Source organism: Lysobacter sp. ISL-50, from assembly GCF_018612875.1.
Lineage (GTDB): Bacteria > Pseudomonadota > Gammaproteobacteria > Xanthomonadales > Xanthomonadaceae > Lysobacter.
Genome location: NZ_JAGGRI010000014.1, coordinates 1 through 23,123 on the forward strand (window position 1 = coordinate 1; position 23,123 = coordinate 23,123).

A 23,123-nucleotide genomic window follows, 5' to 3' on the forward strand; every position below is an offset into this window, starting at 1 on the left:
CTTGGGCGCCGGCGCGGCCGGTGCGTCCGCGCCGGCTTCGCCGCGCTCGTAGGAGGCGCGGAACTTGGCCAGCAGCGGCAGGCCCAGCGCCTGCGCCAGGCGGTCGGTCTCGCTGGTGCCGTAGGCCAGCGCCACCGGCAGCACGCCGGCGGCGCGCAGGCCGTCGAGCAGCGCTTGCGCGGTCGCGGTATCGGGGGTGTGGCTCAGGCCGCCGAAATCGATCACCACCGCGGCGCGGCCGAACATGTTCGGCGCGCGCTGCACGCGGCTGCGCATTTCTTCGGTGAGTCGTTCGACGTCGAGGGTGCGGATACGCAGGTTGGCGATGCCGACCTGGCCGATCTTGAGTTCGCCGGCCTGTTCGTAATCCACGGCCACGCTCACGGGCAGGTTCCGGTGGGGCGCGGCGCGTCGGCCTGGACGCGGGCCACCGGCACGCGCGGGCGGGTCAGCCAGCTGGCCTCGGGCAGGGCGTCGCCGTAGGTGTCGCGCACCCAGGGGTAGCTGCACAGCGGTTTCATCAGCATGGCCGCGCGCACGCTGGCCTCCTGCATGACGTGCTGGCCGACCTCACGGAAGCCGAAGCTGCCGTGGAACAGCAGGGCTGGGTCGTTGCCGCCTTCCAGGAACACCTCGCAGGCCAGCTGCGGGTAACGCAGCTCGGCATAGCTCTGGGCGTCGGCATAGAACGCGCGGCCGACACCGCCGCCACGGCGGCGGCTGGCGACGACGATGCGGTCGATATAGAAAAAATCCGGGTAGCGCTCAAGAAACCAGCGGAAATTGCTGCTGTCGTGATCGCTGCCGGCGCCCATGCCGATCAGGAAACCTGCCAGGGTCCCGTCGCGCTCGGCGACGCGGAAGTACTCGGCGGTATCGAAAAAATGACGCAGACGGGCCGCATCCAGCGGCAGGATCGCGGGTCCGGCGGCGTTGTTGAGGGCAAGGACGGAATCCAGCTCGTGCTCACGCACGTCGCGGACGACGATCGACATTCCACGCTCCAAGTATTCAAAAACCGGCACGCGTTCCGTGCCGGCGGCCCGATTATCGCACGGGCATCCCTTTGCCGCGAACGCCAAGTGCATGACTTCTGGACGGCTCCGCGGGAGGGCCCATGCCGTTAGCATGCATTCATGCTCGCTCGCCTCACTCCTACTCAACTCATGCGCTTCGCCGGGCTGTTCACCTGGGGCATGGCGGGGTGCTGGCTGGTGATCATGTGGCTGGAGCCGGAGGCGGCGTCGTCCCTGCCCGGCGGCAGCGAACACACCTTTTTCCTGCTGATCCTGCGCTGGGTGGCGATCCACCTGGCCTTCGGCGCGGTCTACTGGTGGGCCAGCCGCGGCCTGGGCCAGCGCCGGCCGGGACCGGCCGACCACGCCCTGCTGCTGGTCCTGACCGCCTGCGCGATCGGGGTTGGCTACTACTCCAACAGCGGCATCGGCAGCATTCTGCTGATGGTGGTGGCCGGGCTGCTGCCGTGGCTGCTGCCGCTGCGGATCGGGGTGGCGTGGCTGATTCTGAGCAATCTGTCGATCATTCCGGTGTTCGTGATCGCCATCGGCCAGCCGCTGATGGTCGCCATCGTCCAGTCGGTGGCCTATGCCGGCTTCTCCAGCCTGGTGTTCGTCAGCTCGCTGGTGGCCATGCAGCAGGCCCAGGCGCGCGAGGACCAGCGCCGGCTCAACGCCGAGCTGCGCGCGACCCGCGCGCTGCTGGCCGAAAGCGCGCGCATCAACGAGCGCACGCGCATCTCGCGCGAACTGCACGATCTGCTGGGCCACCACCTGACCGCGCTGAGCCTGAACCTGGAAGTCGCCGGCCATCTGTCCGAAGGCCGGGTCAAGGAGCATGTGCAGCAAGCGCATACTCTGGCCAGGCTGCTGCTCACCGACGTGCGCGAGGCGGTCAGCCAATTGCGCGAGAACGGCGCCATCGACCTGTCGCTGGCGCTGCGCCCGCTGGCCGAAAACGTACCGGCGCTGGACATCCGCATGGACATCGAAACGCCCCTGACCCTGGACGATCCCGAGCGCGCCCACGTGCTGCTGCGCTGCACCCAGGAGATCGTCACCAACACCGTGCGCCATGCCGGCGCGCAGCACTTGTGGATCGATGTGCGCCGCAGCGGCGAACAGATCCTCATGAGCGCGCGCGACGACGGCCGCGGCGCCGATCACCTGATCGCCGGCAACGGCCTGCGCGGCATGCGCGAGCGGTTGCAGCAGTACGGCGGCCAATTGCGTATCGAAACCCGGGCCGACGCCGGCTTCAGCCTGCATCTGACTCTGCCCGCCACCGCGGCCGCCATGGTCCGCGAAGGAGCTCTGACATGACGTCCACCCCCATCCGCGTGTTGCTTGTCGATGACCAGACCCTGGTCCGGCAAGGCGTGCGTTCGCTGCTCGCCCTGGCCGAAGGCATCGAGGTCGTGGCCGAGGCCGGCGACGGCCGCCAGGCGGTCGAGATCATCCCGACGATTCGCCCGGACGTGGTCCTGATGGACATGCGCATGCCGGCGATGTCCGGCCTGGAGGCCCTGCAGGCGCTGGCGCGCTCGGGCTACCTGCCGCCGACCATCATCCTGACCACCTTCGACGACGACCAGTTGGTCCTGGCCGGGCTCAAGGCCGGCGCCAAGGGCTATCTGCTCAAGGACGTGTCGCTGGAGCAACTGGTCGGCGCGATCCAGACCGTGGCCGACGGCGGTTCGCTGGTCCAGCCGGCGATGACCCAGCGCCTGCTCTCGGGCCTGGAGCACATGCGCAACGATTTCGTCAGCCTGGACCGCCCGGACCCGCTGACCGAGCGCGAGACCGAGATCCTGCGGCTGATGGCCGGCGGCTTCTCGAACAAGGAGATCGCCAATTCGCTGGGCGTGGCCGAGGGCACGATCAAGAACCACGTGTCCAACATCCTGTCCAAGCTGGGCGTGCGCGACCGCACCCGGGCCGTGCTCAAGGCGTTCGAGCTGCAGTTGGTCTGATCCGGCGCTCGCGGCCCGGGCCGCCGCGGCGCACGACGGCCGAGCGATCCGCCGCATTCGCGCGCACCGGTGGCCCGCGGCGCTTGTCCTGATTTGTGCATCGGCGCGTGCGTACGCTTGCGAATGCCGGCGCGAGCCGGCAAAAAGCCGTCAAGTTCAAGGCTTTTCGCGGCCAAACCGGGATCGCGGACGCTTCGATGATCTTTCTTGGCTGTGACGGCTGCCCCTGCCGGTATTTATCTTGCTACGATTGTGGGTCTGCGCCCCTGGCCCGACCTGGGCCCGGCCCTGGAGAACCTGAATGACCCGTCTGATCGAGATCCTGATTTCCCTGGCGATCGTCGCCGCGCTGTTCCTGATCGTCGGCATCGTGCTGCCGGCGAGCCGCCATCTGTCGCACTCGGTTGAGACCAACCGCAAGCTGACCATCGTGTTCGACACCTTGAACAGCATGCGTCGCTTCAAGGAATGGAACCCGCTCGCACGCCGCGATCCCGCCATGGAGATCAAGCTCGTCGGCAAGGAAGAGGGCGTGGGCGCCCGTCTTGAGTATTCGTCCAAGGAACGCGCGCTGGGCAACGGCAGCTGGGAAATCGTCAAGAGCGAGCCGGGCAAGCTGGTCGGCTACAAGATCAGCAACCCCGAACGCGGCGACAACAAGCGCAGCGAGTTCACCCTCAGGCCCACCGGCAAGAACAATCGCAACGTCGAGATCACTCAGACCTACGACGTCGATTACGGCTGGAACCTGCTGGGCCGCTATTCGGGCCTGTACGTCAGCAGCAACGTCGGCGAAGACATGAAGATGGGTCTGGCGCAGCTGAGCAACCTGCTCGCGACCGTGCCGAACTACGACTACTCCAAGCTGTCCGAGACCGACCCGGCCAACGCGCCCAAGGTCATCGATCGTCCGGCCGAGAACATTCTCAGCGTGAACGCCGCGGTCGAGCGCAACAACGACAAGATCAAGGCCCAGATCCACTCCAACATGGAATGGATCAACAAGGTCATCGCCGCCAACGGCCTGGAGGCGGTCGGTCCGATCCGCGTGGTGACCAACGAGTTCGGCAGCGAAACCTACGACTTCGACACCGTCCAGGTGGTGCGCAAGAAGGGCGACACCAGCACCGAGGCGACCGCGATCGACGTCAAGGTCGAAGGTCCGGTCAAGGCGTCGCTGCTGCCGGCCTCGAAGGTCGTCGTCGCCACCAGCGGCGGCCACAACATCGCCGCGCTGCCGCCGGTGCGCGACGCCGTTCGCGCCTGGGCGCTGACCCGCGGCTACGCCACCAGCGACCGTCCGTACGAGGCCTGGAAGGCCGGTATCGACCAGAGCTTCGATCCGGCCCTGGGCCAGTTCGACGTGTACTGGCCGGTCAAGTAAGACCCCGCGACGCCGCTTGCGCGGCGTTCGCCATCCAAACGCGCCGCGGCTATCCGCGGCGCGTTTTTTTGTGTTGCATGCGCCGGCAATAGCGCCGTTGGCGGTCGGCGCGCGCGGCCGCGGCTGCTATCGTGGGCCGCTCCACGATCCGGCCGCGTCCGCCCGCATGAATCTTCCCGCTTCCGAATCCCGCCACGGGCGCTCGCCCGAATCGCCGCCGCTGTCGGCGCGCGCGCTCGTCGCCGCCGGCGCGCTGCTGGCCGCGCTCGCGATCGCGCTGTCGGCCTATGCCGCCCACGTCGCCGACGCGCATTCGCAATCGCGCCTGCAGACCGCGGCGGTATTCGCCTTCGGCCACGGCATCGCCCTGGCCGCGCTGGCGCCGTCGGCGCGGCGGATGTTGACCCGGCTGGCGCTGTTGGCGGTGCTGATCGGCGTGGCGGTGTTTTCCGGCGGCCTGGCGGCGGCGTATTTCCTCAATACCTCGACCGCGCTGCTGCCGTTCGGCGGCAGTCTGATGATCCTGGCCTGGCTGGCGTACGCCGCCGACGCATTGAGGCGCTGAGATGCCGCGACATGTCCGTGGATTCGACGCGCCGACCGCGCATGCGTACCTGAGCAAGCGCGACCGTAAGCTCGGGGCGTGGATGAAGAAAGTGGATCGGCTGGAGAACGGGCCGATCCCGACCGATCCGCGCTGGCGGCAGAAGTTCGACCCGGTCGATGCCTTGGCGCGGGCGATCCTGTTCCAGCAGCTCAGCGGCAAGGCCGCATCGACCATCGTCGGCCGGGTCGAGACCGCGATCGCCAGCACGCGCCTGCATTTCGACACCCTGGGCCGCTGCGACGACGCGACCTTGCGCGGCTGCGGCGTGTCCGGCAACAAGCTGCTGGCGCTGCGCGATCTGGCCGCGCGCGAGGAGCGCGGGGAGATCCCCGATCTGCGCCGCATGTCCACGATGGACAACGACGCGATCATCGCCGCGCTGGTGCCGATCCGCGGCATCGGCCGCTGGACGGTGGAAATGATGCTGATGTTCCGCCTGGGCCGCCCGGATATTCTGCCGGTGGACGATCTGGGCATCCGCAAGGGCGCGCAGCGGGTGGACCAACTCGATGCGATGCCGGCGCCGAAGGCGTTGGCCGAAACCGGCGAGCGCTGGGGGCCGTATCGCAGCTATGCGAGCCTGTATCTGTGGCGGATCGCGGATATCGCCGATGGGCCGAAGACGAAGGTCGATCGGTCGCAGGATTGAGGTTGGGGGCTGTCGCGATCTGAGCCAAAAGCATCGGGCCTGAAAGGCCCTCCCACAACAAACTTCGAAGCCACGAGGTCTTTTGTGGGAGGGCCTTTCAGGCCCGATGCTCTTGGCACAGATCGCCAAGCAACCCGCCATCACCCAGGCAAATACTTGTCCCACATCCGATTGCGGAACCGCCCCCGCGGATCGACCGCCTGCTTGAGCGCGGCGAACTCCGGCGCCGCGCGATAGCCGCGCAGGAACTGCTCGCGCGTGCCATGCAGCCGATACGGCAAGTAGTGGCGGCCGCCGTGATCCAGGGCGATATCGATCAACCGCCGCGTCCATTGCCCGGCCACGGCGTCCTCGCGTTCGCCGCTGCGCTGCTTGTGATACAGCACGAACGAGAACACTTGCGTCGGCGACCAGCTCAGCAGCGACTGCCGGTCGGCCGGCGCATGCCGGATCGAAATATTCAGCGCATGCACTTCGTTGTCGCGCAGCACCCGCGTCATCGCCCGCGCGAACGCGGCGAACGCCGGCACCGGGACGAAGTATTCCTGCAGCAGATAGGTCGAGTAACGGCGCGTGCGCGGCTCCAGCGAGGCGATGTCCAGGCTGGCTTCGTGATTGCGCCACACCACTTCGCGTTCGCGCAGCATCTCCTGAATCGAGTAGCGCTTGCGCAGCCACGAACCGCCGGGCAGTTCCGACACGCTCCAGATCATCTTGCGGTCGTGGCGATAGTCGCCGTCGCGCGGCACCAGCCGTTCGCTCAGCGTCAGCGGTTCCTCGCAGCGGGTCCAGGTCACCGCCACCGGCGCGTCGAAGCGCGGCGGCAGCAGGTCGGCGTTGTGCAGCACGCTGGCCGGATCGGCGAGCACGCGCTCGGCGAACCAGGCCGGGTATTCGTCCAGAGCCACGCGTTCGGCGCGACGGGCGATGCGGTGATTGGCGGCGAGGTCGAACTCGGCTTCGGTGATCACGCCCAGGCCGCCGTAGCCGCCGACCGCGGCGCGGAACAGGTCGGGGCGATGTTCGCGGTCGAGCTCATGCATCTGGCCGTCGGCGTCCACCAGTTGCAGCGCGCGCAGACTGTGGATGAGGCTGCCTTTGCCGACGTAGCGGCCGTGGCAATTCACCGACAGCGAGCCGCCGATGCTGAAGCTGCTGTAGCTCTGCATGATCGACACCGCCAGCCCGTGCGGATCGATCAGTTCCTGCAGGTCGCGCCAGCGCATGCCGGTCTGCACGCGCACGCGTCGTCGCGCGAGGTCGAGCGCGACCGGCCGGTTCAAGCCGCGCATGTCCAGATGCAGCGAGTTTTCGCAGGCGATCTGCCCGCCCATGCTGCAGCGCGCGCCGCCGATGGACACCACGCCGCGGCTGGCGCGCAACGCGGCGGCGACGGCGGCGACCGAGGCCGGCTTGAGCACGCGCGCTACGTTGGTTTCATCGATGCCGCTGATGTCGTGCAGGCGGCGTTCGTCGCGATCGGGCGATTCGCGCGCGCATCCGGCGGCGGCGAGGGCGGCGGAGGCGGCCAGGGCTTGCAGCACTTTGCGCCGGTCCGGATCGGCGCAGGAAGCATGCGAGCGTTCCAGGGTGCGGCGGCTGTCGGCGTCCATTGCCTCTCCGGTGTGCAGCGGGTGTCGGTGCGATTGCGATCGTTACGGCGGATCAGTCCGCGCCGTCGCGCTGTTCGCGCAGCTCAGCGGAACTCCGGGGCGGCTCCGGCGCGGCCGCGACCAGGATCAACGACGCCGGTTGCCGGGTTTGCGGATGCAGCGGTTCGGACAATTCGCGCAGTTCCAGGCCGCTGCTGCGGATCAGGCTGATCCAGCTGCCGATGGTGCGGAAATACCATGGCGCCGGTTCGCCGAACGCGGCGGCGCCGGTGGATTTGCCGCAACCGGTCCAGTCGCCGTCGCGCCAACCGTCGCGATACGGCGCGTCGCCGCCGGCGAGCGGCGGGTGCAGGGTTTGAATCAGCACGCTGCCGCCCGGCGCCAGCAAGTCGGGGATCGCGGCGAGCAATTCGGCGACCACTTCGAAACCCAGCAGCGAGAAATTGCACAGCACCAGGTCGTAGCGCGCATCCAGCGCGCCGCGCGCGATGGCTTGATAGCTCAGGCAGGCGTAACGGTCGGCCGGCGCGCCGGGATCGGCCTGGCGCGCGGCCTCGACCAGCGCCGGCACCGCGTCCACGCCGCAGGCGCGGATGTCGCACTCGGCCAGCGCGCGGGTCAGCCAGCCTTCGCCGCAGCCCAGGTCCAGCGCCGAGCGCGGCGCCAGACGCAGGGCCGCATCGACGATGGCGTGGTCGGTGACCAGGCGCCGGCTTTCAATCGCCTTGCTGCGCACCGTTTCGGTCCACGGTTCGGCGTTCTCGTGCCAGGCTTCGAGTACGCCGGCGTCGCTGTAGTGTCTGGTATCGGGCGGCATCATGGTTCAGGGCGAACGAAAGGGAAGGGAGTGCGTCGGCGCGCGGCGCGCGACGGATGACACGCGCAGCGCGGCGGTCTCAGACCGGCTCATGGCGCCAATGCCAGGGTTCGTAGACGATGCCGTGCGGGTTGCCGCGCGGATAACTCATGACGAAGCCGTATCCGCCGGCCTGCTCGCGCAGCCAGGCGAAGGCGCCGGTGTGTTCGAAGGATTCTTCCGCCGGCGGCTCGCCGGGCGCGCCGATGTCCAGCGCCAGCCCGCTGTGGTGTTCGCTGTAACCCGGCGCGGCGTTGATGTTGAGGATGTCTTCGACGCTTTGCCCGCGTGCGAGTTTGCGTTCGAAGATGCCCAGTTGGTAATCGTGGCTGCGATAGCCGGAGATCGCATCGAGCACGACGCCGTCGCGCATCGCGGCTTCGCGCAGGTGGGTCCAGGCGCGCGCGGCGGCCGGATGCAGCCACAGCGGGCGGCGGAAACGGTCGAAGCCGGCCAGGGCGAGGCGATCGGGTTCGGCGATCAGCGCAAGACCGGTGCGCGACTCATAGCCGTCCGCGTCCAGGCCCAACCCGGCGAGGCGTTCTTCGAGCCGGCCCAGCGGCAATTCGCCGACCCGCACCAAGCCTTCGCGGCGGTATTCGACGATGCAGTCCAGCGCGTCGAGCGCGGCGTCGATGCCGTCCTCGCGCATCAGCCGGTGCACCAGCGGCAACAGGCCTTCGGGCAGATCGGCGGCGAGGAAGCGGCCGTCGCGTTTGCGCCGCAGCACGTGGCGCGCGCGCGACAGCGCGCGCGCATCGTGATTGCTGCGCGCGCGCAGCAGGCCGCCCGGCCATAGTTCGATCTCGGGCGTGTTGATCAGGAGAGTGCCGTGGCCGCGCATGCAGGCAGGTTAGCCGCTGCGGCGGTGGCATGCCAGATTGGCGGCGCGCGCGAGCCTGCCGCGATTCATGCGCTAACGATTTGTTTACGCCGGCTGCTTGAAATACAGGCGCGTGCCGAGAATGGCCGGATCGTGCTCGACCGCGACCAGCTCCCAGCCCTGCGCGCCGCGCTGGTCGAGTTCGGCCTGGATGCGTTCGCGCATCGGCGCCTCGAACAATTGGTAGGTCAGTTCGGTGACGTGGTGTTTCCACTGCGGGCTCATGCGTCTTCCTCGGGCGTCGTGGGGTCCTGGCGCGGCAGCCGGCCGCTCTTGCGCAGCGCGTCGCGCAGCACATATTCGATCTGGGCGTTGAGCGAGCGCAACTCATCGTCGGCCCAGCGCTGCGCGGCGGCGAGGACGTCGGCGCTGATGCGCAGCGGATAGGCTTTTTTTTCGCTCACCGGCCGCGCGTCCGCTCGCTGCGAGTTCCTTTCGCGTCGCCTTGCCCGCTTGGGCGGTAGTCGCGCTTGAGCGCGGCCAGCGCCAGCATCATCGCCACCGCGACCGCGTTGACCGCGACCAGCAGCGCCACGGTGACGATCATCGTGTGGTTCGGATTGCCGTGCGCCCAGTAGTAGCCCAGCGCGGCGGCGAACATCGAAATGGCGACCAGCGCCAGCAACCGCGCGAAGCGCGCGCAGGCCGCCGCCGGATCGCGCAGGCGCGAGGCGTCCAGGCCGTTGATCAAGTGCAGGTTGCCGCGCGCGACCAGGACCGCGGCGACCAGGATCGGGATGGCGCTGATCACCATCACGCCAGGGACGATGAATGCGTTGGCGGGCAGGTTCATTCGCGCGTCCTCAGTACAAGGTGCCGGCGTTGACGATGGGCTGGGCGCCGCGATCGCCGCACAGCACCACCAGCAGATTGCTGACCATCTGCGCCTTGCGTTCTTCGTCCAGTTGCACCACGCCGTTCTTCTGCAGTTCGGCCAGGGCCATCTCGACCATGCCGACCGCGCCGGCGACGATGCGCGTGCGCGCGGCGATCACCGCGTTGGCCTGCTGGCGCTGCAGCATGGCGTGGGCGATTTCCGGCGCATAGGCGAGGTGGCTGATGCGCGCATCGACGACGTTGATGCCGGCATCGGCCAGACGCTCCTGCAGTTCCTGGCGCAGGTGCAAGGAAATCTCCGCGGCATGGCTGCGCAGCGACAGCTGGCCCTCCTGGTGCTGGTCGTAGGGATAGCTGGTGGCCATCGCGCGCAGGGCGGATTCGGACTGGATGTGGACGAAGGTTTCGTAGTCGTCCACGTTGTAGACCGCTTCGGCCGAATCCACGACCTGCCAGACGATCACCGAGGCGATTTCGATCGGGCTGCCGTCGAGTTCGTTGACCTTGAGCTTGCCGCTTTCGAAATTGCGCACGCGCTGGCTGACCTTGCGCTTGGCGTACAGCGGGTTGTTCCAGCGCAGGCCGTTTTCCTTGACCGTGCCGATGTAGCGGCCGAACAGGCTCAGCACCGCGGCCTGGTTGGGTTCGATCTTGTACAGGCCGAACAGAACGAAGAAGGTGCTGGCGCCGAGCAGCAGCGACAGCACGACGCCCAGGTCGTGGCCGCTGGCGACGCCGCCGAAAAATCCCGAGGCGGCCAGCGCGCCGGCGGCGAGGCACCCCAGCAGCACCGGGATGCCGGGGAGGGACTGGGTCGGGTTCTCTTTCATGGCGTTGGCTCGGTCGTTGTCTGAGATATTGATATCAGATTGATATCAGATGTGTTCGACCGCTCGTCGGCATGGCGCTGGGGTGGGAGGGACCGCTTTTGTGGAAGGGCTGCTGTTGTGGGAGGGGCTTCAGCCCCGATGCTTTTCGCTCAGACCTCGCAGATCCCGGTTTCGGAGCCAAAAGCATCGGGGCTGAAGCCCCTCCTACAAAAGACTTCGGGGCTAAAGCCCCTCCCACAAAAGACTTCGGGGCTGCGACGCGGCCCTACGGCGCGATCTGATACAGCGGCGCCGGAATGAACTCGCCCGTCGCATACAGGCTGCGGCCGTCGGCGGCCCAGCCCAGGGCTTCGGCCTGCGGCAGCCACGGCAGGTCGCGGACCCGCGGCGCGCCGGCCACGGCCTGGGCCCAGCTCTGGCGCGGCTGGCGTGGGTACAGCAGCAGGTAGCGGTAGGTCATCACCGCCAGGGTGGTGCCGTCGGGCGAAATGTCGGCGGCGGTGATCTGGCCCTGCAGCCGCGCCCGCATCGGGTTGTCGCGCTTGAGCTGGGCGTCAGGCTGCGGAATGCCGGCCAGCTCGCCGAGCCTGGTCGCGGTCTGCAGAGCGTTGCCGGCCGGCATCAGCGGCAGCGAGAACAGCTCCGGCGGCTGGCGTTTCTTGGAAATCAGCAGCACCTGGCGGCGCGCGATGTCCACCGCCACCGCCTCGCAATCGCGCGCGCCGTCGGGCCAGCGGAAGGCGATCGACCATGCCGGCTTGAGCCGCGCGTTCTCGATCTTCTCCGGCTCTTCCACGATATGCAGTTGCAGGGTGCGGCGCAGGCCGCCGTTGTCGCCGGTGTCGGCGATCAGCAGGTAATGGCGGCCGTCCAGATCGAAGGCGGCGATGTCTTCCCAGTCGGTCTTGGTCACGCCCTCGATGCGCAGCGTGGCCAGGCGGTCGCCGTGGGTGTCGACCGCGAACAGGCGCTCGGGATTGCCGCCGTCGTCGTGCATCCACAGCACGTCGGCATGCCGGTGCGAGGCGGCCAGGCCGCTGATCTCGGACAACTGCGGGTCCAGCAACATGCCGCTGAGCTGGCTGCTGCCCGGCGCGGGCGGGCCGGAGCGGCCCGAGCACGACACCGCCGCGACGCCGCCCAGCACCGCCGCGACCAGGGCCGCCAACGCCAGCGTCCGCCAGCGCCACGGCCGCGCCGCGCCCGGCGCGCGCGCGGTTTCGGAGGCGGAAGCGGCGGCACGCGCAGGGTGCCGTACGGGGGAGGAGGGCATGCTTCACAGCATCGCATGCGGGCCGGTGTCGCCATAGCCCGCGGCCGCGGGGCCGTCATGGAAAGTTAGACTAGGCGCATCCCCTCGCCTCAAGGTTGCACGCATGACCACGCTCGGTACGCCGCTGTCCCCGCACGCCTTTCGCGTGCTTCTGCTCGGTTCGGGCGAACTGGGCAAAGAGGTGGCGATCGAGCTGCAGCGCTTCGGCGTGGAAGTGATCGCCGCCGACCGCTACGCCGACGCGCCGGCCATGCAGGTGGCCCATCGCAGCCACGTGCTGGACATGCTCGACGGCCAGGCCGTGCGCGCCCTGATCGCGGCCGAGCGCCCGCACCTGATCGTGCCGGAGATAGAAGCCATCCACACCCAGACCCTGGTCGAGCTGGAGCGCGAGTTCGCCGAGCGCGGCACCGACACCCGGGTGATCCCGACCGCGCGCGCCGCGCGCCTGACCATGGACCGCGAAGGCATCCGCCGCCTCGCCGCCGAGACGCTGAAGCTGCCGACCTCGCCGTACCGCTTCGTCGATACCGTCGAGGACTACCGCGCCGCGGTCGCCGAACTCGGCTTGCCGTGCGTGATCAAGCCGGTGATGTCGTCCTCGGGCAAGGGCCAGAGCCTGGTGCGCAATCCCGGCGAGATCGACAAGGCCTGGGACTACGCCCAGACCGGCGGCCGCGCCGGTGCCGGCCGCGTCATCGTCGAAGGCTTCATCGACTTCGATTACGAAATCACCCTGCTGACCGTGCGCCACGTCGCCGGCGTCACCTTCTGCGCGCCGATCGGCCATCTGCAGCGCGACGGCGACTACCGCGAGAGCTGGCAGCCGCAGCCGATGAATCCGGTCGCGCTGGCGCGTGCGCAGGAGATCGCGCGCACGATCACCGACGATCTGGGCGGCTGCGGCGTGTTCGGCGTGGAGTTGTTCGTCAAGGGCGACGAGGTGTGGTTCAGCGAGGTTTCGCCGCGCCCGCACGACACCGGCCTGGTCACGCTGATCTCGCAGGACCTGAGCGAATTCGCCCTGCATGCGCGGGCGATTCTCGGCCTGCCGATTCCGACCATCCGCGAACACGGCGCCTCGGCCTCGTGCGCGGTGCTGGCGCAGGGTCACGGCGTGCCGGTGTTCTGCGGCGTCGAGGCCGCGCTGGGCCAGACCGACACCCAACTGCGTTTGTTCGGCAAGCCGCGCGTGGAGGGCCATCGCCGCGTCGCGGTGACCCTGGCGCTGGGCGCCGACATCGACCACGCCCGCGCCAAGGCGCGCGAAGCGGCCTCGCAACTGCGGATCGAACTGCGCTGAGCGCGGTCCGATCGTACTGAAGCACCCGTCCCGACCGGAGCGATGATGAACGATACACAGGGGTACGCCGTTTTCTTCTTCCCGCAAGCGCTGGAAGCACTCGGCGAAGCGATTCGTCCTTACCTGCTCGACGGCCCGGCCGGCATGCACGTGCTGTGCAAGGAGATCGACACCGGCGGCGCGTTCACCGAGATGACGCTGGAAGGCCGCACCTCCGACGGTCGCGACCTGTCGCTGGAGCTGATGGTGCCCGGCAGCATGGTGCGCATGATCGTCTCCGCGCACGGCGAAGCCTCGTTCGGCTTCGGCTCGCGCCTGGCGCGCAATGCGACGATCGCCTCGGCCAAGAGCGCCGCGGCGCCCGCCGCGCCGCCGGTGGTCGCGCCCGAGGCCGAGCCCGCGCCCACGGTGCCGGCGACGCCGGAGCCGGTGATCGCGGCGAAAAAGCCGGAGTGATCCGTTGACGATGCATCCGATTCCGGCGATCGTCGGAATCCGTTGCGTGATCGTGGATCGGTAATCGACGAGGTGCCAGCGGAGCCGGCGCCCACAAGGATTCGAGAGATGAGCAAGGACGACACCGTCACCCTGTATCGCCCGGTCGGCCCGAACGAACTGGCGAAATTGCGCGAGAGCGATTTCAAGCGCTGGCCGGCGCGCCTGCCGGATCAGCCGATTTTCTATCCGGTCACCAACGAGCGATACGCGGCCGAAATCGCCGAGCGCTGGAACGTCAAGGACAGCGGCTACGGCGCGGTCACCCGCTTCGAGGTGCGTGCGGCGTTCATGGATCGCTATCCGATCCAGAAAGTCGGCGGCGCGCATCACACCGAGTGGTGGGTGCCGGCGGAGGAGCTGGAAGCGCTCAACGACGAAATCGTTGGACTGATCGAAGTGATCCGGGAATTCCGCGCGGAGCCGTGAGCTTCGTCGAGGCCGGCGGATTGCGCTTTTTGTGGGAGGGCCTTTCAGGCCCGATGCTTTCCGATCCGGCGCATCGAAACCGCAAATGCCGGCTGTTTTGTGGGAGGGCCTTCAGGCCCGATGCTTTCCGGCCCGATGCGCCGGAACCATAAATGCCAGCACTCAATCCGCGCTATCAGCCGACGGGACAGCCGTCGGCGATCCAGTCTTTCAGACCGGCGCCGACCTCGACGAAATCGTCTGCGCTCATGCTGCCGTGCCCGACCACGAACACGGTCGGCGGCTCAAGCGCGCCATGGACCACGACCGCGCGACCGCCGCCGTCGTCGCCGATGGTCACGTAACCCGGGCAATACACCTGGGTCTCGTAGGTCTGGTTGCGTTCGAGGATTTCGTCGGCGGCATACAGGCGCACGTGACCGATTTCGTCTCCACCATGCGCGGCGATCGCGGCACGCAGCGGCTCGCCGATCGGCGAGCCGTACCAGTGTTCGAAAGCGCCGAACGCCGCATCCCGAGCCATTGACGTCAGTCCCGCTGGGCGCCGAACGGTCGCGCCGTGAAATGCGCCGTCACCGCCGCGACGATCTTGCCGATGTCGTGCGCATAGAATCCCGACGAGTTGAAGGTGTTGAACTCGATCACCTTGAAGCCGTCATCGGTCTGAGCGACATCCATCACGCAGGTCGGATGCGGCAGCCAGCCGTCGGCCAGCGATGGCCGGCGATGCGGTACGACGATCCGTCCACGACCCGCCCATCAACGATGAAGAACCGCTACTCCGCATCAGTTCGTCAGATCCATCCAAACCAAATGATGGTCGCTGGCCTCGGAAATCTTCGCCTCTTCGCTATCGGATCTGGGCCAGAACACGCCGGTCTCGCGCACGGTCCAGCCGCGCGAGGGCAGTACGTAGTCCAGGCGCAGGGTGCCGGCTTTCGGGCCGAAATCGCCGGTGTGTTCGTGGATGTTGCCCTTGCGCGGGAAGCCGTAGAAGGTCGCGCGTTGGGCCGCGCCTTCGCTGTTCGGTACGTGGCTTGAATCGACGCGCGGGTGATCGAGCAGTTGCTTGATCGAACCCGGCACGCCGTCGCCATCGACGGGATCGGCATTCATGTCGCCGACGATGACGAAGCGCGCGTCGCCGGCCAATCCGCCGCAACGGCCTTGGTCGTCGCACAGCCACGACGGCGTGCCGCCGTCGAGATAACGCGCCCACAGGGCGATTTCGTCGTGGTTGCGCGCGCCGTTGCGGTCTTCGGGGCCATCGAACACCGGCGGGGTGGGATGCGCGGCGAGGAAATGCAGCACGCCCAGCGGCGTGCGCACCGGGACGTCCCAGTGCGATTTGGACGACAGCCGCATCTGCGGCCAAACCTTCGCCGTGTACCAGGGCTTGCCGGTCTTCGGATCGCGCGGCTGGCGCGCGCCGGGCAGCGCGCTCCACTTGAACTTCTGGAAGCTGCGCACGGCATCGACGTCGATCGGATAGCGCGACAGCACCAGCATGCCGTATTGCCCCGGATGCAGGCCGTAGCCCCAGGCGTCGTTGCCGCGCGCGCGGTCGGCGCGCTGCGCGTCGCCGGACTGGCCGTCGCCGTCGAGATCCAGTCCGCTCGGCACGCCGGTATTGACCGGAGCGAGATAGCGATAGGGATAACGCAGCGCCTCGCCGCCGCCGGGCTGTGCGACTTCCAGATAGTCGTGCTGGAACAGATCGGCCGCGCGCTGTTGCGCGTCGTAGTCGAATTCGTTGAGCAGCACCAGGTCGGGACGCACGCGTTGCAGCACCGCGGCGATCTTGCGCGCGTTGCCGTCGCCGGCTTGCAGGCGGCGGATCAGGCCGCCGTCGGCGTCGTCGTAGAGCGAGGTGTTGTAGGTCGCCACGCGCAGGCGCGCGTCGGCGGCGCTGGCGGTGTCGTTCTGGGACTGCGCCCAGGCTTTGGGATCGCCGTGTACGTTCACTTGCGTGCAGGCCGCGAGCAGGGCCGCGATGAGGGCGGCGCAGTAGGGGAGGTGGGGTCTGGACATGGGGGGCATGATCGCATGGGTGGTGATGCGGTTCGTGACAGCGTGGGTCGGGCGACGCCGCATTTTTTTGCTGCTGCCTTTGCTGTTCCCCCCTTTGAAAAAGGGGGGGCAGGGGGGGATTTGCTTTTGTCGCGCCGAACGGCAAATCCCCCGGCGCAGCCTGATTCGTCTGTAGCGGGTCTGCGCTGGCGCCCGCCCCCTTTTTCAAAGGGGGCGAATTTCCTGCGCGCGCCCATCCCCATAAACAACAACGCCCCGGCAAGCCGGGGCGTCGAATGCTGCGAAACACCGGCGGCTAAACCGCCGCCGGCGCGATCGCCGCTATTACAGCGTGCAACCGAACGAAGCGTACTGAGCCTTGCTCTGGTCCAGCGCGGTCTTGCAGGCGGTGGCCAGCGCGGCCTTGCCCTGCGGGGTCGAAGCAGCCTGGGCCCAAGCGTTGCGGCTCTGGTCCAGACCGGTCTGGAACGCGGCGCGCTGGGCTTCGGGCACCTTGTCGTTCAAGCAGGCGCTGATCTTGGTCAGGTAGTCGTCGCACTCGGGAACGCCGACGCTGGCGGCGGCCGGAGCGGCAGCCGGGGCAGCGGCATCGGCCGGCATCGCGGCCGGAGCCGGGGCGTCGGTCGGGGACGGCGGGGTCGCGGCCGGAGCGGCGGCGTCGGCGGCCGGGGCGGCCTCGGCCGGCTTGTCGGCCGGCTTGTTGCACGCGGCCAGGGACAGGGTGATCGCGGCAGCCAGGAACAGGGTGTTCAATTTCATTGCGGACTCCATGTGGCGAAAGGTAATGAGGGTGGCGACTCCATGCCAGGCCTTGAGGGCGCCGTCCCGCACGTCGTGGTCACGACGGGGCTACGAGATACACGACCTGAACGAGACGAGTGTTACAAATGTGTAAAAACGCGCCAATCGCGACCGTCGAATGCCTCCAACGGTCGGTAACGGCGCTTGTAATCCATCTTCGGGTGCCCGGCGATCCAGTAGCCGAGGTAGAGATGGCCGCGCCGCTCGCGCCGCGCCCATTCGATCTGGCGCAGGATCGCCAGGGTGCCGAGGCTGCGCTCGGACAGCTCGGGGTCGTAGAAGGTGTAGACCGCCGACAGCGCCTGATCGACCACGTCGGTGACCGCGACCGCGAGCAGGCGGCCGTGGCCGGGCTCGCGCAGCTCCAGGAAGCGGTTCTCGCTCCAACTGCCGATCAGAAATTGGTCGAACTCCACCGCGCCGTGGCTGTCCATGCCGCCGCCGGCGTGGCGCGAGGCCAGGTAGCGCTTGTACAGATCCAGTTGTTCTTCGCTGCGCTCGGCCGTGCACACGCGCATTTCCACGTCGGCGTTGCGCGCCAGGCAGCGGCGCTGGCTGCGGTCGGGCACGAAGCGATCGACCGGAATGCGCACCGCCACGCAGGCGCGGCAGCCGCTGCAGTGCGGGCGGTAGACGATGTCGCCGGAGCGGCGGAAGCCCCAGCCCAGCGCGTGCGGATACCAGTCGCGCAGGCGCGGGTCGCGCGGGTCCAGCACCAGATCGCGGGCGGTGCGCTCCGGCCAGTAGCCGCAGGCGTGCTCGCCGGTGTGGAACAGGCGGAGGTCGTCGCTGTCAGGCTGCGGTTGCGTGCCCATGGGCTCAGCATAGCGCTGCCTTCGTGTGTTGCGCATGCAGGCGGCTCCGGTTTCGGCGATCGGGGCGGAAAGCGAGGCGGCGGGACGAATCCAGCGTTCGCCGCGCCTGTCGCGGCGATGAATATTCCCATCGCCTTGTCAACCGCCACGTGGCCAGGGCGTTGATCCGGTCATCGGCGCCACGGTGGCGCCGACCGCAGGAGTCAACGCATGAACCGTTCCCCCTTCTATGTCGCCGCGCTGGCCGCGGCCATGTTCGCCGGTGCGGCCATCGCTGCGCCCCAGGACGATGCCGCTTCGCAGCAGCGTCCGCGCATGAAGATCGATACCAACCAGGACGGCGTGATCACGCGCGAGGAAGCCTCCAAGTTCCCGCGCCTGGCCGAGCACTTCGACACGCTCGACAAGAACCACGACGGCAAGCTCGACGCCAGCGAACGCCCGCAGCGTCGCGGCGGACGCGAGCACGGCGGCCATCGCGGCGGCGCGGGCGGCGCGGCCAAGCTCGACAGCGACGGCGACGGACGAATCAGCAAGGCCGAGGCCGCCAAGTCGCCGCGGTTGAGCGAGTCCTTCGCCCAGATCGACGCCAACCGCGACGGCTACATCGTGCGCAGCGAACTGCGCGGTTACTTCGAACGCGAGCGTCCCAAGCGCGAAGCCGAGCGCGCCAAGCGTTTCGACGAAAAGTTCGCCCAGGCCGATCTCAATCACGACGGCAAGCTGAGCAAGCTCGAAGTGCAGGAAAAGATGCCGCGCCTGGCGAGCGAGTTCGCGTTCCTCGATGAGGATCGCGACGGCTTCCTGACCAAGGCCGACCTCAAGCCGGGCCCGCATCGCTAAGCGCGAGCGATCGGTTTTGCCGCGCCGCAGGCAGGGTCCGATCCGGCGGCGCATGACGCGCGGATGCAGGTCGCAGTCGTCCGCTCAGGTTCCCGATGCAATCACAGGCAACGAACCCAGGCGCGATCGGTGATGGCAGCACAAGCCGACACGCCGGATTTTCCGGAACAAGCATACTGAGGCGTGTGCTTGTTTTTCCCTAGCGGGCGCACTTATGTGCGCCTTTTTTTGTGGTCGATCCGAAGCGGCGCGAGCGCATCTGTGGCGTCGATTTCGATAGGTGCGTATTGGCGCGTTTGGGTCAATAAGAGCGCACCAATTTTGCGGAACAGTCCCCGCGATGCCGGCGCGATTTCGCGCGCAACCCGTTTTGGCGCCGGGCGCGGTTGCGGATAAATCCCCGCGATTTAAGGCAGATTCGCGACTTTTACATCGTTACTGCTTACTTAGTGTGTACTTCATACACGCTTAGTGCGGACAACTATTTTATTTTCGAAAATTGCCGGGAGCAGGCTTTAGTTTTCTATGGTTTGCGGATAAGAGTGGTGCCGTGGCATCGCAAAGTCGTGATGCCAAGATGTCGCATAAGGGGAATGCATCATGGCGCCATGGCACACAGGGACTGCGTGTTCCGCAAGACAAGAATGCCTGCCGGCCTGGCGCCGCGCCGGCCTCATCGCGATGCTGGCGTTGTGCGCGTCGCTGCCGGCGTCGCCGGCCCGGGCCGATCGCGCCTTCGCCCCGCGTTATCAGAACCCGGCGGCCAACGGCGACATCGTCGGCCTCGGCAACATCAATCTGCATTGCGGCGGCAACGCCGCCCTGTGCGCGCAGGCGCGCAACGGCGGCGGGACCGTGGTGAACCAGGACCCGGCCATCGCGATGGTCTACGTCGATGTCGATACCGATGCGAGCACCTTCAACTCCAGCAGCGCCACCCTGGCCTTGCCGGCCGGCGCGACGGTGTTGTTCGCCGGTCTGTACTGGAGCGGCGTCAGCGCGTCGCTGTCGCGCAACGCGGTGCGGCTGCGGACGCCGGGCGCGGCGGCCTACAGCGCGCTCAGCGCCGACGAGTTGCTGACCAATTCCGCCGGCGCGTTCGGCGGCTCGGCCTACCAGGGCTTCGACGACGTCACCGCGCTGGTGCGCGCCGCCGGCAACGGCGTCTACACCGTCGCCAACGTGCAGACCACACAGCGCGCGCTCGGCGCGAGCGGCAGCAGTTGGGGCGGCTGGTCGCTGGTGGTCGCCTATCGCGATCCGGCCCAGACCGTGCCGCGCAATCTCAACATCTACGACGGCCTGCTCAGCGCCAGCGATGCCTCGGTGCCGGTGGACATCGCCTTCAGCGGATTCATCACCCCGGCGACCGGGCCGGTCAATTCCACCCTGGGCCTGCTCGGCTGGGACGGCGACGAAACCACCGACGGCAGCGCCGGCCTGCAATTCGGCCGCAACACCGCCTCGCTCAGCAACGTCTCCAACGGGGCCAATCCGGTCAACAATTTCTGGAACAGCTCGGTCAGCCGCGGCGGCGCCAACGTCGCCGCGCGCACGCCGAATTATCTCGACACCCTGGGCATGGACCTGGATTTCACCGCGCCCAGCGTGCCCTTGCCCAACAGCGCGACTTCGGCCCTGATCCGCGCGCGCGGCAGCATCGACGAAGTGCTGATCTTCGGCATGATCACCTTGGCCACCGACGTGTCGCGACCCAATCTCAAGGACCAGTTGCTCAAGCGATCGACCGACCTCAACGGCGGCAGCCTGCTGTCGGGCGAGTTACTCGAATTCACCGTCAGCACCCGCAACACCGGCAACGATCCGTCGATATCGACCGTGTTCATCGACGCGATCCCGGCCAACACCACCTTCGAGCCGGGCAGCCTGAGCATCCTCAGCGGCGCCAATGCCGGCGCCAAGAGCGACGCCGCCGGCGACGATCAGGCCGAGTTCGACGCGGCCAACAATCGCGTGGTGTTCCGCCTGGGCACCGGCGCCAACGGCGCGAGCGGCGGCACGGTCGCGCCGGGCGAGAGTTTCAGCCTGCGTTTTCGCGCGCGGGTCAATGCCGGTGTCGCGGCGGGCACGGTGATCAACAACCTCGGCAGCGTGTCGCATCGCGCCGCCACCCTCGGCGAAGACCTGCTCGATACCACCGACGCCGATTTCGCCGCGCCCGGCGATCAACCCACCCGCGATGTGGTCGCCGCCTTGCCGCAGATCAGGCTCGACAAGATCAGCCTGCGCGGCGTGGACAGTTTCGGCTTCACCCTGAGCAACACCGCGCAGGCCGCCGGCACCGTCACCACGGTGACCGCAGGCACGGCGGTGCAGGTCGATGGCGACAGCAGCAGCGCCGGCCTGCAGCCGTACACCGTGAGCAGCCTGGGCACCGATGTGACCATCGCCGAGACCACGCTGGCGGCGGGCTATCGCCTCAGCGCCGCGGTCTGCCGCAACGCCGGCGGCAGTGTCGTCGGCACGCTGGCGGGCACGGTCTACACGATTCCCGCCGCGAGTCTCGTCGCCGACGACGTGCTGACCTGCACCTTCACCAACAGCCGCAATCAGGCGGCCTTGTCGATCGTCAAGGACGACGGCAGCGCCAGCTACACGCCCGGCGGCGCGGTCAGCTACACGATCACCGTGCGCAACGACGGGCCCGATCCGGTCAGCGCCGCCTTGGTCGAGGACAACCTGCCCAACGGCGCCCGCCTCGCCGCCGCCTGGACCTGCGCGATCAGCGCCGGCACCGGCGTCTGCACTCCCGCCAGCGGCGGCGCGATCGGCGGCGTGGCGGTGAGTCTGAGCGTGGATCTGGCCAGCGGCGCGAGCGCGACGATCACGGTGCCGGTGAACTTCGCTTCGGCGCCGGAGGCTTATCCGCCGCCTTGAGCGGATTCGCGGGGCGAGCGGCGCGTGCGCAATCGGGGGGGAGAGAGCAAGGCGCGGGGGCGCGCCACGCCGCGGCGGTGGGCCAGGGGACACCGCCGCGGCGTGGTTTTTGCGATGCGCCGGAAACGCGGTCGCGATCAACCGAAGCGGCCTTCGCGGCAGAGGATGAAAGCCATCGCGGCGACCAGAATCAGCACGCTGTAGGCCAGCGCCCGCGGCCCGACCAGCCAACGGTAGGCGCAGCTGTCGCGCGGGTCGTAGCCGTGGCTGCGGCGGATGCGCTCGATGCTCGGCGCCAGCACGCGCGGTATGTACGCCAGCCATTGCCAGGTCGTGACCGCGACGGTGAACGCGGTGCACGCGACCGGCAGCATCCAGCCGCGGCTGGCTTCCAGGCTGACCAGGATCGAGGCCGCCATCAGCGCGCCGCTGATCGACACCATCCGGATCATGCGGCGGATCGCGCGCCGTTCCTCGTCGTTGCCGGCGTAGGACATCAGATAGCGGCTCATCAGCATCATCGTCACCGCGCCGCCGACGATGCCGCCGATCACCCCGCTCAGGCCGTACACGCCGGTGTACTGCGACAGCAGGTGGATGCGCGCGCTCAGCGCGGCGCCGTCGATCGGTTCGCCGCCGATCGCCTGCGATACCGGCGACAGCACGCGTTCGGCGAAGAAGACCAGGATGCCGCCGAGCACGCCGCCCGATGCGCCGGCCGCGCCCATGCCGCCGGCACCGAGCTTGCTCGCCAGGCCCGAGCCGAGCGAACCGGCGCCCAGGATCGCCGCGGTGGTGCCGCTGGGCGCGATCACGCCCAGCGCGCTGGCGACCATCGTGGTGAAGCCGACCGTCGGCGCGCTGGCGGTGGCGAAGGCGGCGAAGCGGTCCATCAATTCCTCGCGCACGCTGTTGCGCGCGCGCGACAGGCGCTTGCGCACGGCGGCGTCGCTGAGGCCGAGCAGGGCGGCGACCTGCTGCGAACTCTGGCCTTCGCGGTAGTACAGCAACAGCACCTCGCGGCTTTCGTCGGGCAGGGCCGAGATCAGTTTGGCGGCGACGTGCGCGCGCTCGCCTTCGATCAGGCGCTCGATCGCGCTGGGCTGCGGATCGGCGGCCGAGGCGATCGCCGCCTCCATGTCGTCCACGCCGCGCGGCAGACGCTGGCGCGCGCGCAGGTGGTCGCGCGCCAGGTTGCGGGTGATCTGGCGCAGCCACGGCAGGAAGCTGGACGGGTTCTGCAGCTTGCGGATGTTCTGCCAGGCGTTGAGGAAGGCTTCCTGCGCGATGTCCTCGCTGGCGTGGACGTCGCGCACCATCGCCAGGGCGATGGCGGTGACCGAGTTCTGGCACGCGCCGACGATGCGCGAATACGCCGCGGTGTCGCCGCGCGCCGCCGCCGGCAGGTCGTGGCCGATCAGCGAGTCGAGGGCTTCGGCGTTCATCGCGCGCAGGGTCCGGATAAGGGGCGGTGGCGGAGATCGGGACGGTAGCGCATGTTCGCGGGTCCTGGGACGGCCTCGGGCGAGGTCTGGAAACCATGACGGCGCGCGGCGGCGGATGTGACCGGCCCCTGCCGCCGCGGGC

Annotated in this window: 25 protein-coding genes and 1 pseudogene; 10 read left to right on the forward strand and 16 right to left on the reverse strand. The window is 68.4% G+C overall.

What is annotated here, in order from left to right; all coding sequences use genetic code 11:
• Positions 1–384 (reverse strand): annotated as a pseudogene (gene minC, locus J7J50_RS09030) (septum site-determining protein MinC); the annotation flags it as partial.
• Positions 381–995 (reverse strand): GNAT family N-acetyltransferase, encoded by a 615-nt coding sequence (locus tag J7J50_RS09035; protein WP_215056511.1) that lies wholly within the window; start codon positions 993–995, stop codon positions 381–383. The pseudogene minC and the gene J7J50_RS09035, both read right to left, overlap by 4 nt.
• A 141-nt stretch (positions 996–1,136) precedes the next feature.
• Between J7J50_RS09035 and J7J50_RS09040 the strand changes: the two genes are divergently transcribed.
• The 5 genes from J7J50_RS09040 to J7J50_RS09060 all read left to right on the forward strand — a co-directional run bounded on the left by J7J50_RS09040 (position 1,137) and on the right by J7J50_RS09060 (position 5,629).
• Positions 1,137–2,339, forward strand: a complete 1,203-nt coding sequence (locus J7J50_RS09040) for a histidine kinase (RefSeq protein WP_215056512.1) — start codon at positions 1,137–1,139, stop codon at positions 2,337–2,339.
• Entirely contained in the window at positions 2,336–2,989 is a 654-nt protein-coding gene (locus J7J50_RS09045) for a response regulator transcription factor (RefSeq protein WP_057942249.1), read from the forward strand. Before J7J50_RS09040 ends, J7J50_RS09045 begins: the two co-directional genes overlap by 4 nt.
• A gap of 301 nt (positions 2,990–3,290) precedes the next feature.
• Entirely contained in the window at positions 3,291–4,373 is a 1,083-nt protein-coding gene (locus tag J7J50_RS09050) for an SRPBCC family protein (protein ID WP_215056513.1), read from the forward strand.
• A 166-nt stretch (positions 4,374–4,539) separates the two neighbouring features.
• Complete coding sequence (locus tag J7J50_RS09055; protein ID WP_215056514.1) at positions 4,540–4,938, forward strand: DUF423 domain-containing protein; 399 nt, start codon at positions 4,540–4,542, stop codon at positions 4,936–4,938.
• 1 nt (position 4,939) lies between these two features.
• Positions 4,940–5,629 (forward strand): DNA-3-methyladenine glycosylase 2 family protein, encoded by a 690-nt coding sequence (locus J7J50_RS09060; protein WP_215056515.1) that lies wholly within the window; start codon positions 4,940–4,942, stop codon positions 5,627–5,629.
• Between the two features lie 140 nt (positions 5,630–5,769).
• Here J7J50_RS09060 and J7J50_RS09065 read toward each other — a convergent pair whose 3' ends face one another.
• The 8 genes from J7J50_RS09065 to J7J50_RS09100 form a co-directional block, all read right to left on the reverse strand.
• Positions 5,770–7,242: an FAD-binding oxidoreductase gene (locus J7J50_RS09065; RefSeq protein ID WP_215056516.1), complete on the reverse strand. Its 1,473-nt coding sequence runs from the start codon at positions 7,240–7,242 to the stop codon at positions 5,770–5,772.
• 52 nt (positions 7,243–7,294) lie between these two features.
• A complete protein-coding gene (locus tag J7J50_RS09070) occupies positions 7,295–8,059 on the reverse strand; it encodes a class I SAM-dependent methyltransferase (RefSeq protein ID WP_215056517.1) in 765 nt (254 codons plus the stop codon).
• A 79-nt stretch (positions 8,060–8,138) separates the two neighbouring features.
• On the reverse strand, positions 8,139–8,942 hold the full coding sequence (locus J7J50_RS09075; RefSeq protein ID WP_215056518.1) for a M15 family metallopeptidase: 804 nt from the start codon (positions 8,940–8,942) through the stop codon (positions 8,139–8,141).
• Positions 8,943–9,026: 84 nt separating this feature from the next.
• The gene (locus J7J50_RS09080; protein ID WP_057942254.1) at positions 9,027–9,206 is read right to left on the reverse strand and encodes a hypothetical protein; all 180 of its coding nucleotides are present in this window, start codon (positions 9,204–9,206) and stop codon (positions 9,027–9,029) included.
• Positions 9,203–9,385, reverse strand: coding sequence for an Arc family DNA binding domain-containing protein (locus tag J7J50_RS09085; protein ID WP_215056519.1), 183 nt, complete (start codon positions 9,383–9,385; stop codon positions 9,203–9,205). The genes J7J50_RS09080 and J7J50_RS09085 overlap by 4 nt, the downstream gene beginning before the upstream one ends.
• Positions 9,382–9,774, reverse strand: a complete 393-nt coding sequence (locus J7J50_RS09090) for a hypothetical protein (RefSeq protein ID WP_215056520.1) — start codon at positions 9,772–9,774, stop codon at positions 9,382–9,384. The genes J7J50_RS09085 and J7J50_RS09090 overlap by 4 nt, the downstream gene beginning before the upstream one ends.
• Positions 9,775–9,784: 10 nt before the next feature.
• Positions 9,785–10,648, reverse strand: coding sequence for an SPFH domain-containing protein (locus J7J50_RS09095; protein ID WP_215056521.1), 864 nt, complete (start codon positions 10,646–10,648; stop codon positions 9,785–9,787).
• Between the two features lie 265 nt (positions 10,649–10,913).
• The gene (locus tag J7J50_RS09100) at positions 10,914–11,921 is read right to left on the reverse strand and encodes a hypothetical protein (RefSeq protein ID WP_215056522.1); all 1,008 of its coding nucleotides are present in this window, start codon (positions 11,919–11,921) and stop codon (positions 10,914–10,916) included.
• Positions 11,922–12,024: 103 nt separating this feature from the next.
• Here J7J50_RS09100 and purT point away from each other — a divergent pair, with 103 nt between their 5' ends.
• The 3 genes from purT to J7J50_RS09115 all read left to right on the forward strand — a co-directional run bounded on the left by purT (position 12,025) and on the right by J7J50_RS09115 (position 14,148).
• Positions 12,025–13,224 carry a formate-dependent phosphoribosylglycinamide formyltransferase gene (gene purT, locus J7J50_RS09105; RefSeq protein ID WP_215056523.1) on the forward strand — a complete coding sequence of 400 codons (1,200 nt, stop codon included), beginning with the start codon at positions 12,025–12,027 and terminating at the stop codon, positions 13,222–13,224.
• 45 nt (positions 13,225–13,269) lie between these two features.
• Positions 13,270–13,680 (forward strand): hypothetical protein, encoded by a 411-nt coding sequence (locus J7J50_RS09110; RefSeq protein WP_215056524.1) that lies wholly within the window; start codon positions 13,270–13,272, stop codon positions 13,678–13,680.
• 108 nt (positions 13,681–13,788) lie between these two features.
• On the forward strand, positions 13,789–14,148 hold the full coding sequence (locus J7J50_RS09115) for an ADP-ribosylation/crystallin J1 (RefSeq protein WP_215056525.1): 360 nt from the start codon (positions 13,789–13,791) through the stop codon (positions 14,146–14,148).
• Between the two features lie 175 nt (positions 14,149–14,323).
• On the opposite strand, the gene J7J50_RS09120 is transcribed toward J7J50_RS09115, so the two are convergent.
• The 5 genes from J7J50_RS09120 to J7J50_RS09140 form a co-directional block, all read right to left on the reverse strand.
• Complete coding sequence (locus J7J50_RS09120; protein ID WP_215056526.1) at positions 14,324–14,671, reverse strand: SMI1/KNR4 family protein; 348 nt, start codon at positions 14,669–14,671, stop codon at positions 14,324–14,326.
• Positions 14,672–14,676: 5 nt separating this feature from the next.
• Complete coding sequence (locus J7J50_RS09125; protein ID WP_215063464.1) at positions 14,677–14,829, reverse strand: ATP-grasp domain-containing protein; 153 nt, start codon at positions 14,827–14,829, stop codon at positions 14,677–14,679.
• A gap of 105 nt (positions 14,830–14,934) precedes the next feature.
• Positions 14,935–16,179, reverse strand: a complete 1,245-nt coding sequence (locus J7J50_RS09130) for an endonuclease/exonuclease/phosphatase family protein (protein ID WP_251044214.1) — start codon at positions 16,177–16,179, stop codon at positions 14,935–14,937.
• A 324-nt stretch (positions 16,180–16,503) separates the two neighbouring features.
• Entirely contained in the window at positions 16,504–16,938 is a 435-nt protein-coding gene (locus tag J7J50_RS09135) for a hypothetical protein (RefSeq protein ID WP_215056529.1), read from the reverse strand.
• Between the two features lie 122 nt (positions 16,939–17,060).
• The gene (locus J7J50_RS09140; RefSeq protein WP_215056530.1) at positions 17,061–17,795 is read right to left on the reverse strand and encodes an arginyltransferase; all 735 of its coding nucleotides are present in this window, start codon (positions 17,793–17,795) and stop codon (positions 17,061–17,063) included.
• Positions 17,796–18,005: 210 nt separating this feature from the next.
• Between J7J50_RS09140 and J7J50_RS09145 the strand changes: the two genes are divergently transcribed.
• Together J7J50_RS09145 and J7J50_RS09150 are read left to right on the forward strand one after the other, a co-directional pair.
• Complete coding sequence (locus tag J7J50_RS09145) at positions 18,006–18,638, forward strand: calcium-binding protein (protein WP_215056531.1); 633 nt, start codon at positions 18,006–18,008, stop codon at positions 18,636–18,638.
• Between the two features lie 681 nt (positions 18,639–19,319).
• The gene (locus J7J50_RS09150; protein ID WP_215056532.1) at positions 19,320–21,536 is read left to right on the forward strand and encodes a DUF11 domain-containing protein; all 2,217 of its coding nucleotides are present in this window, start codon (positions 19,320–19,322) and stop codon (positions 21,534–21,536) included.
• Positions 21,537–21,673: 137 nt separating this feature from the next.
• Here the strand turns inward: J7J50_RS09150 and J7J50_RS09155 are convergent, their stop codons facing one another.
• Positions 21,674–22,981: a sigma-70 family RNA polymerase sigma factor gene (locus J7J50_RS09155; RefSeq protein ID WP_215056533.1), complete on the reverse strand. Its 1,308-nt coding sequence runs from the start codon at positions 22,979–22,981 to the stop codon at positions 21,674–21,676.
• Positions 22,982–23,123 lie beyond the last annotated feature (142 nt).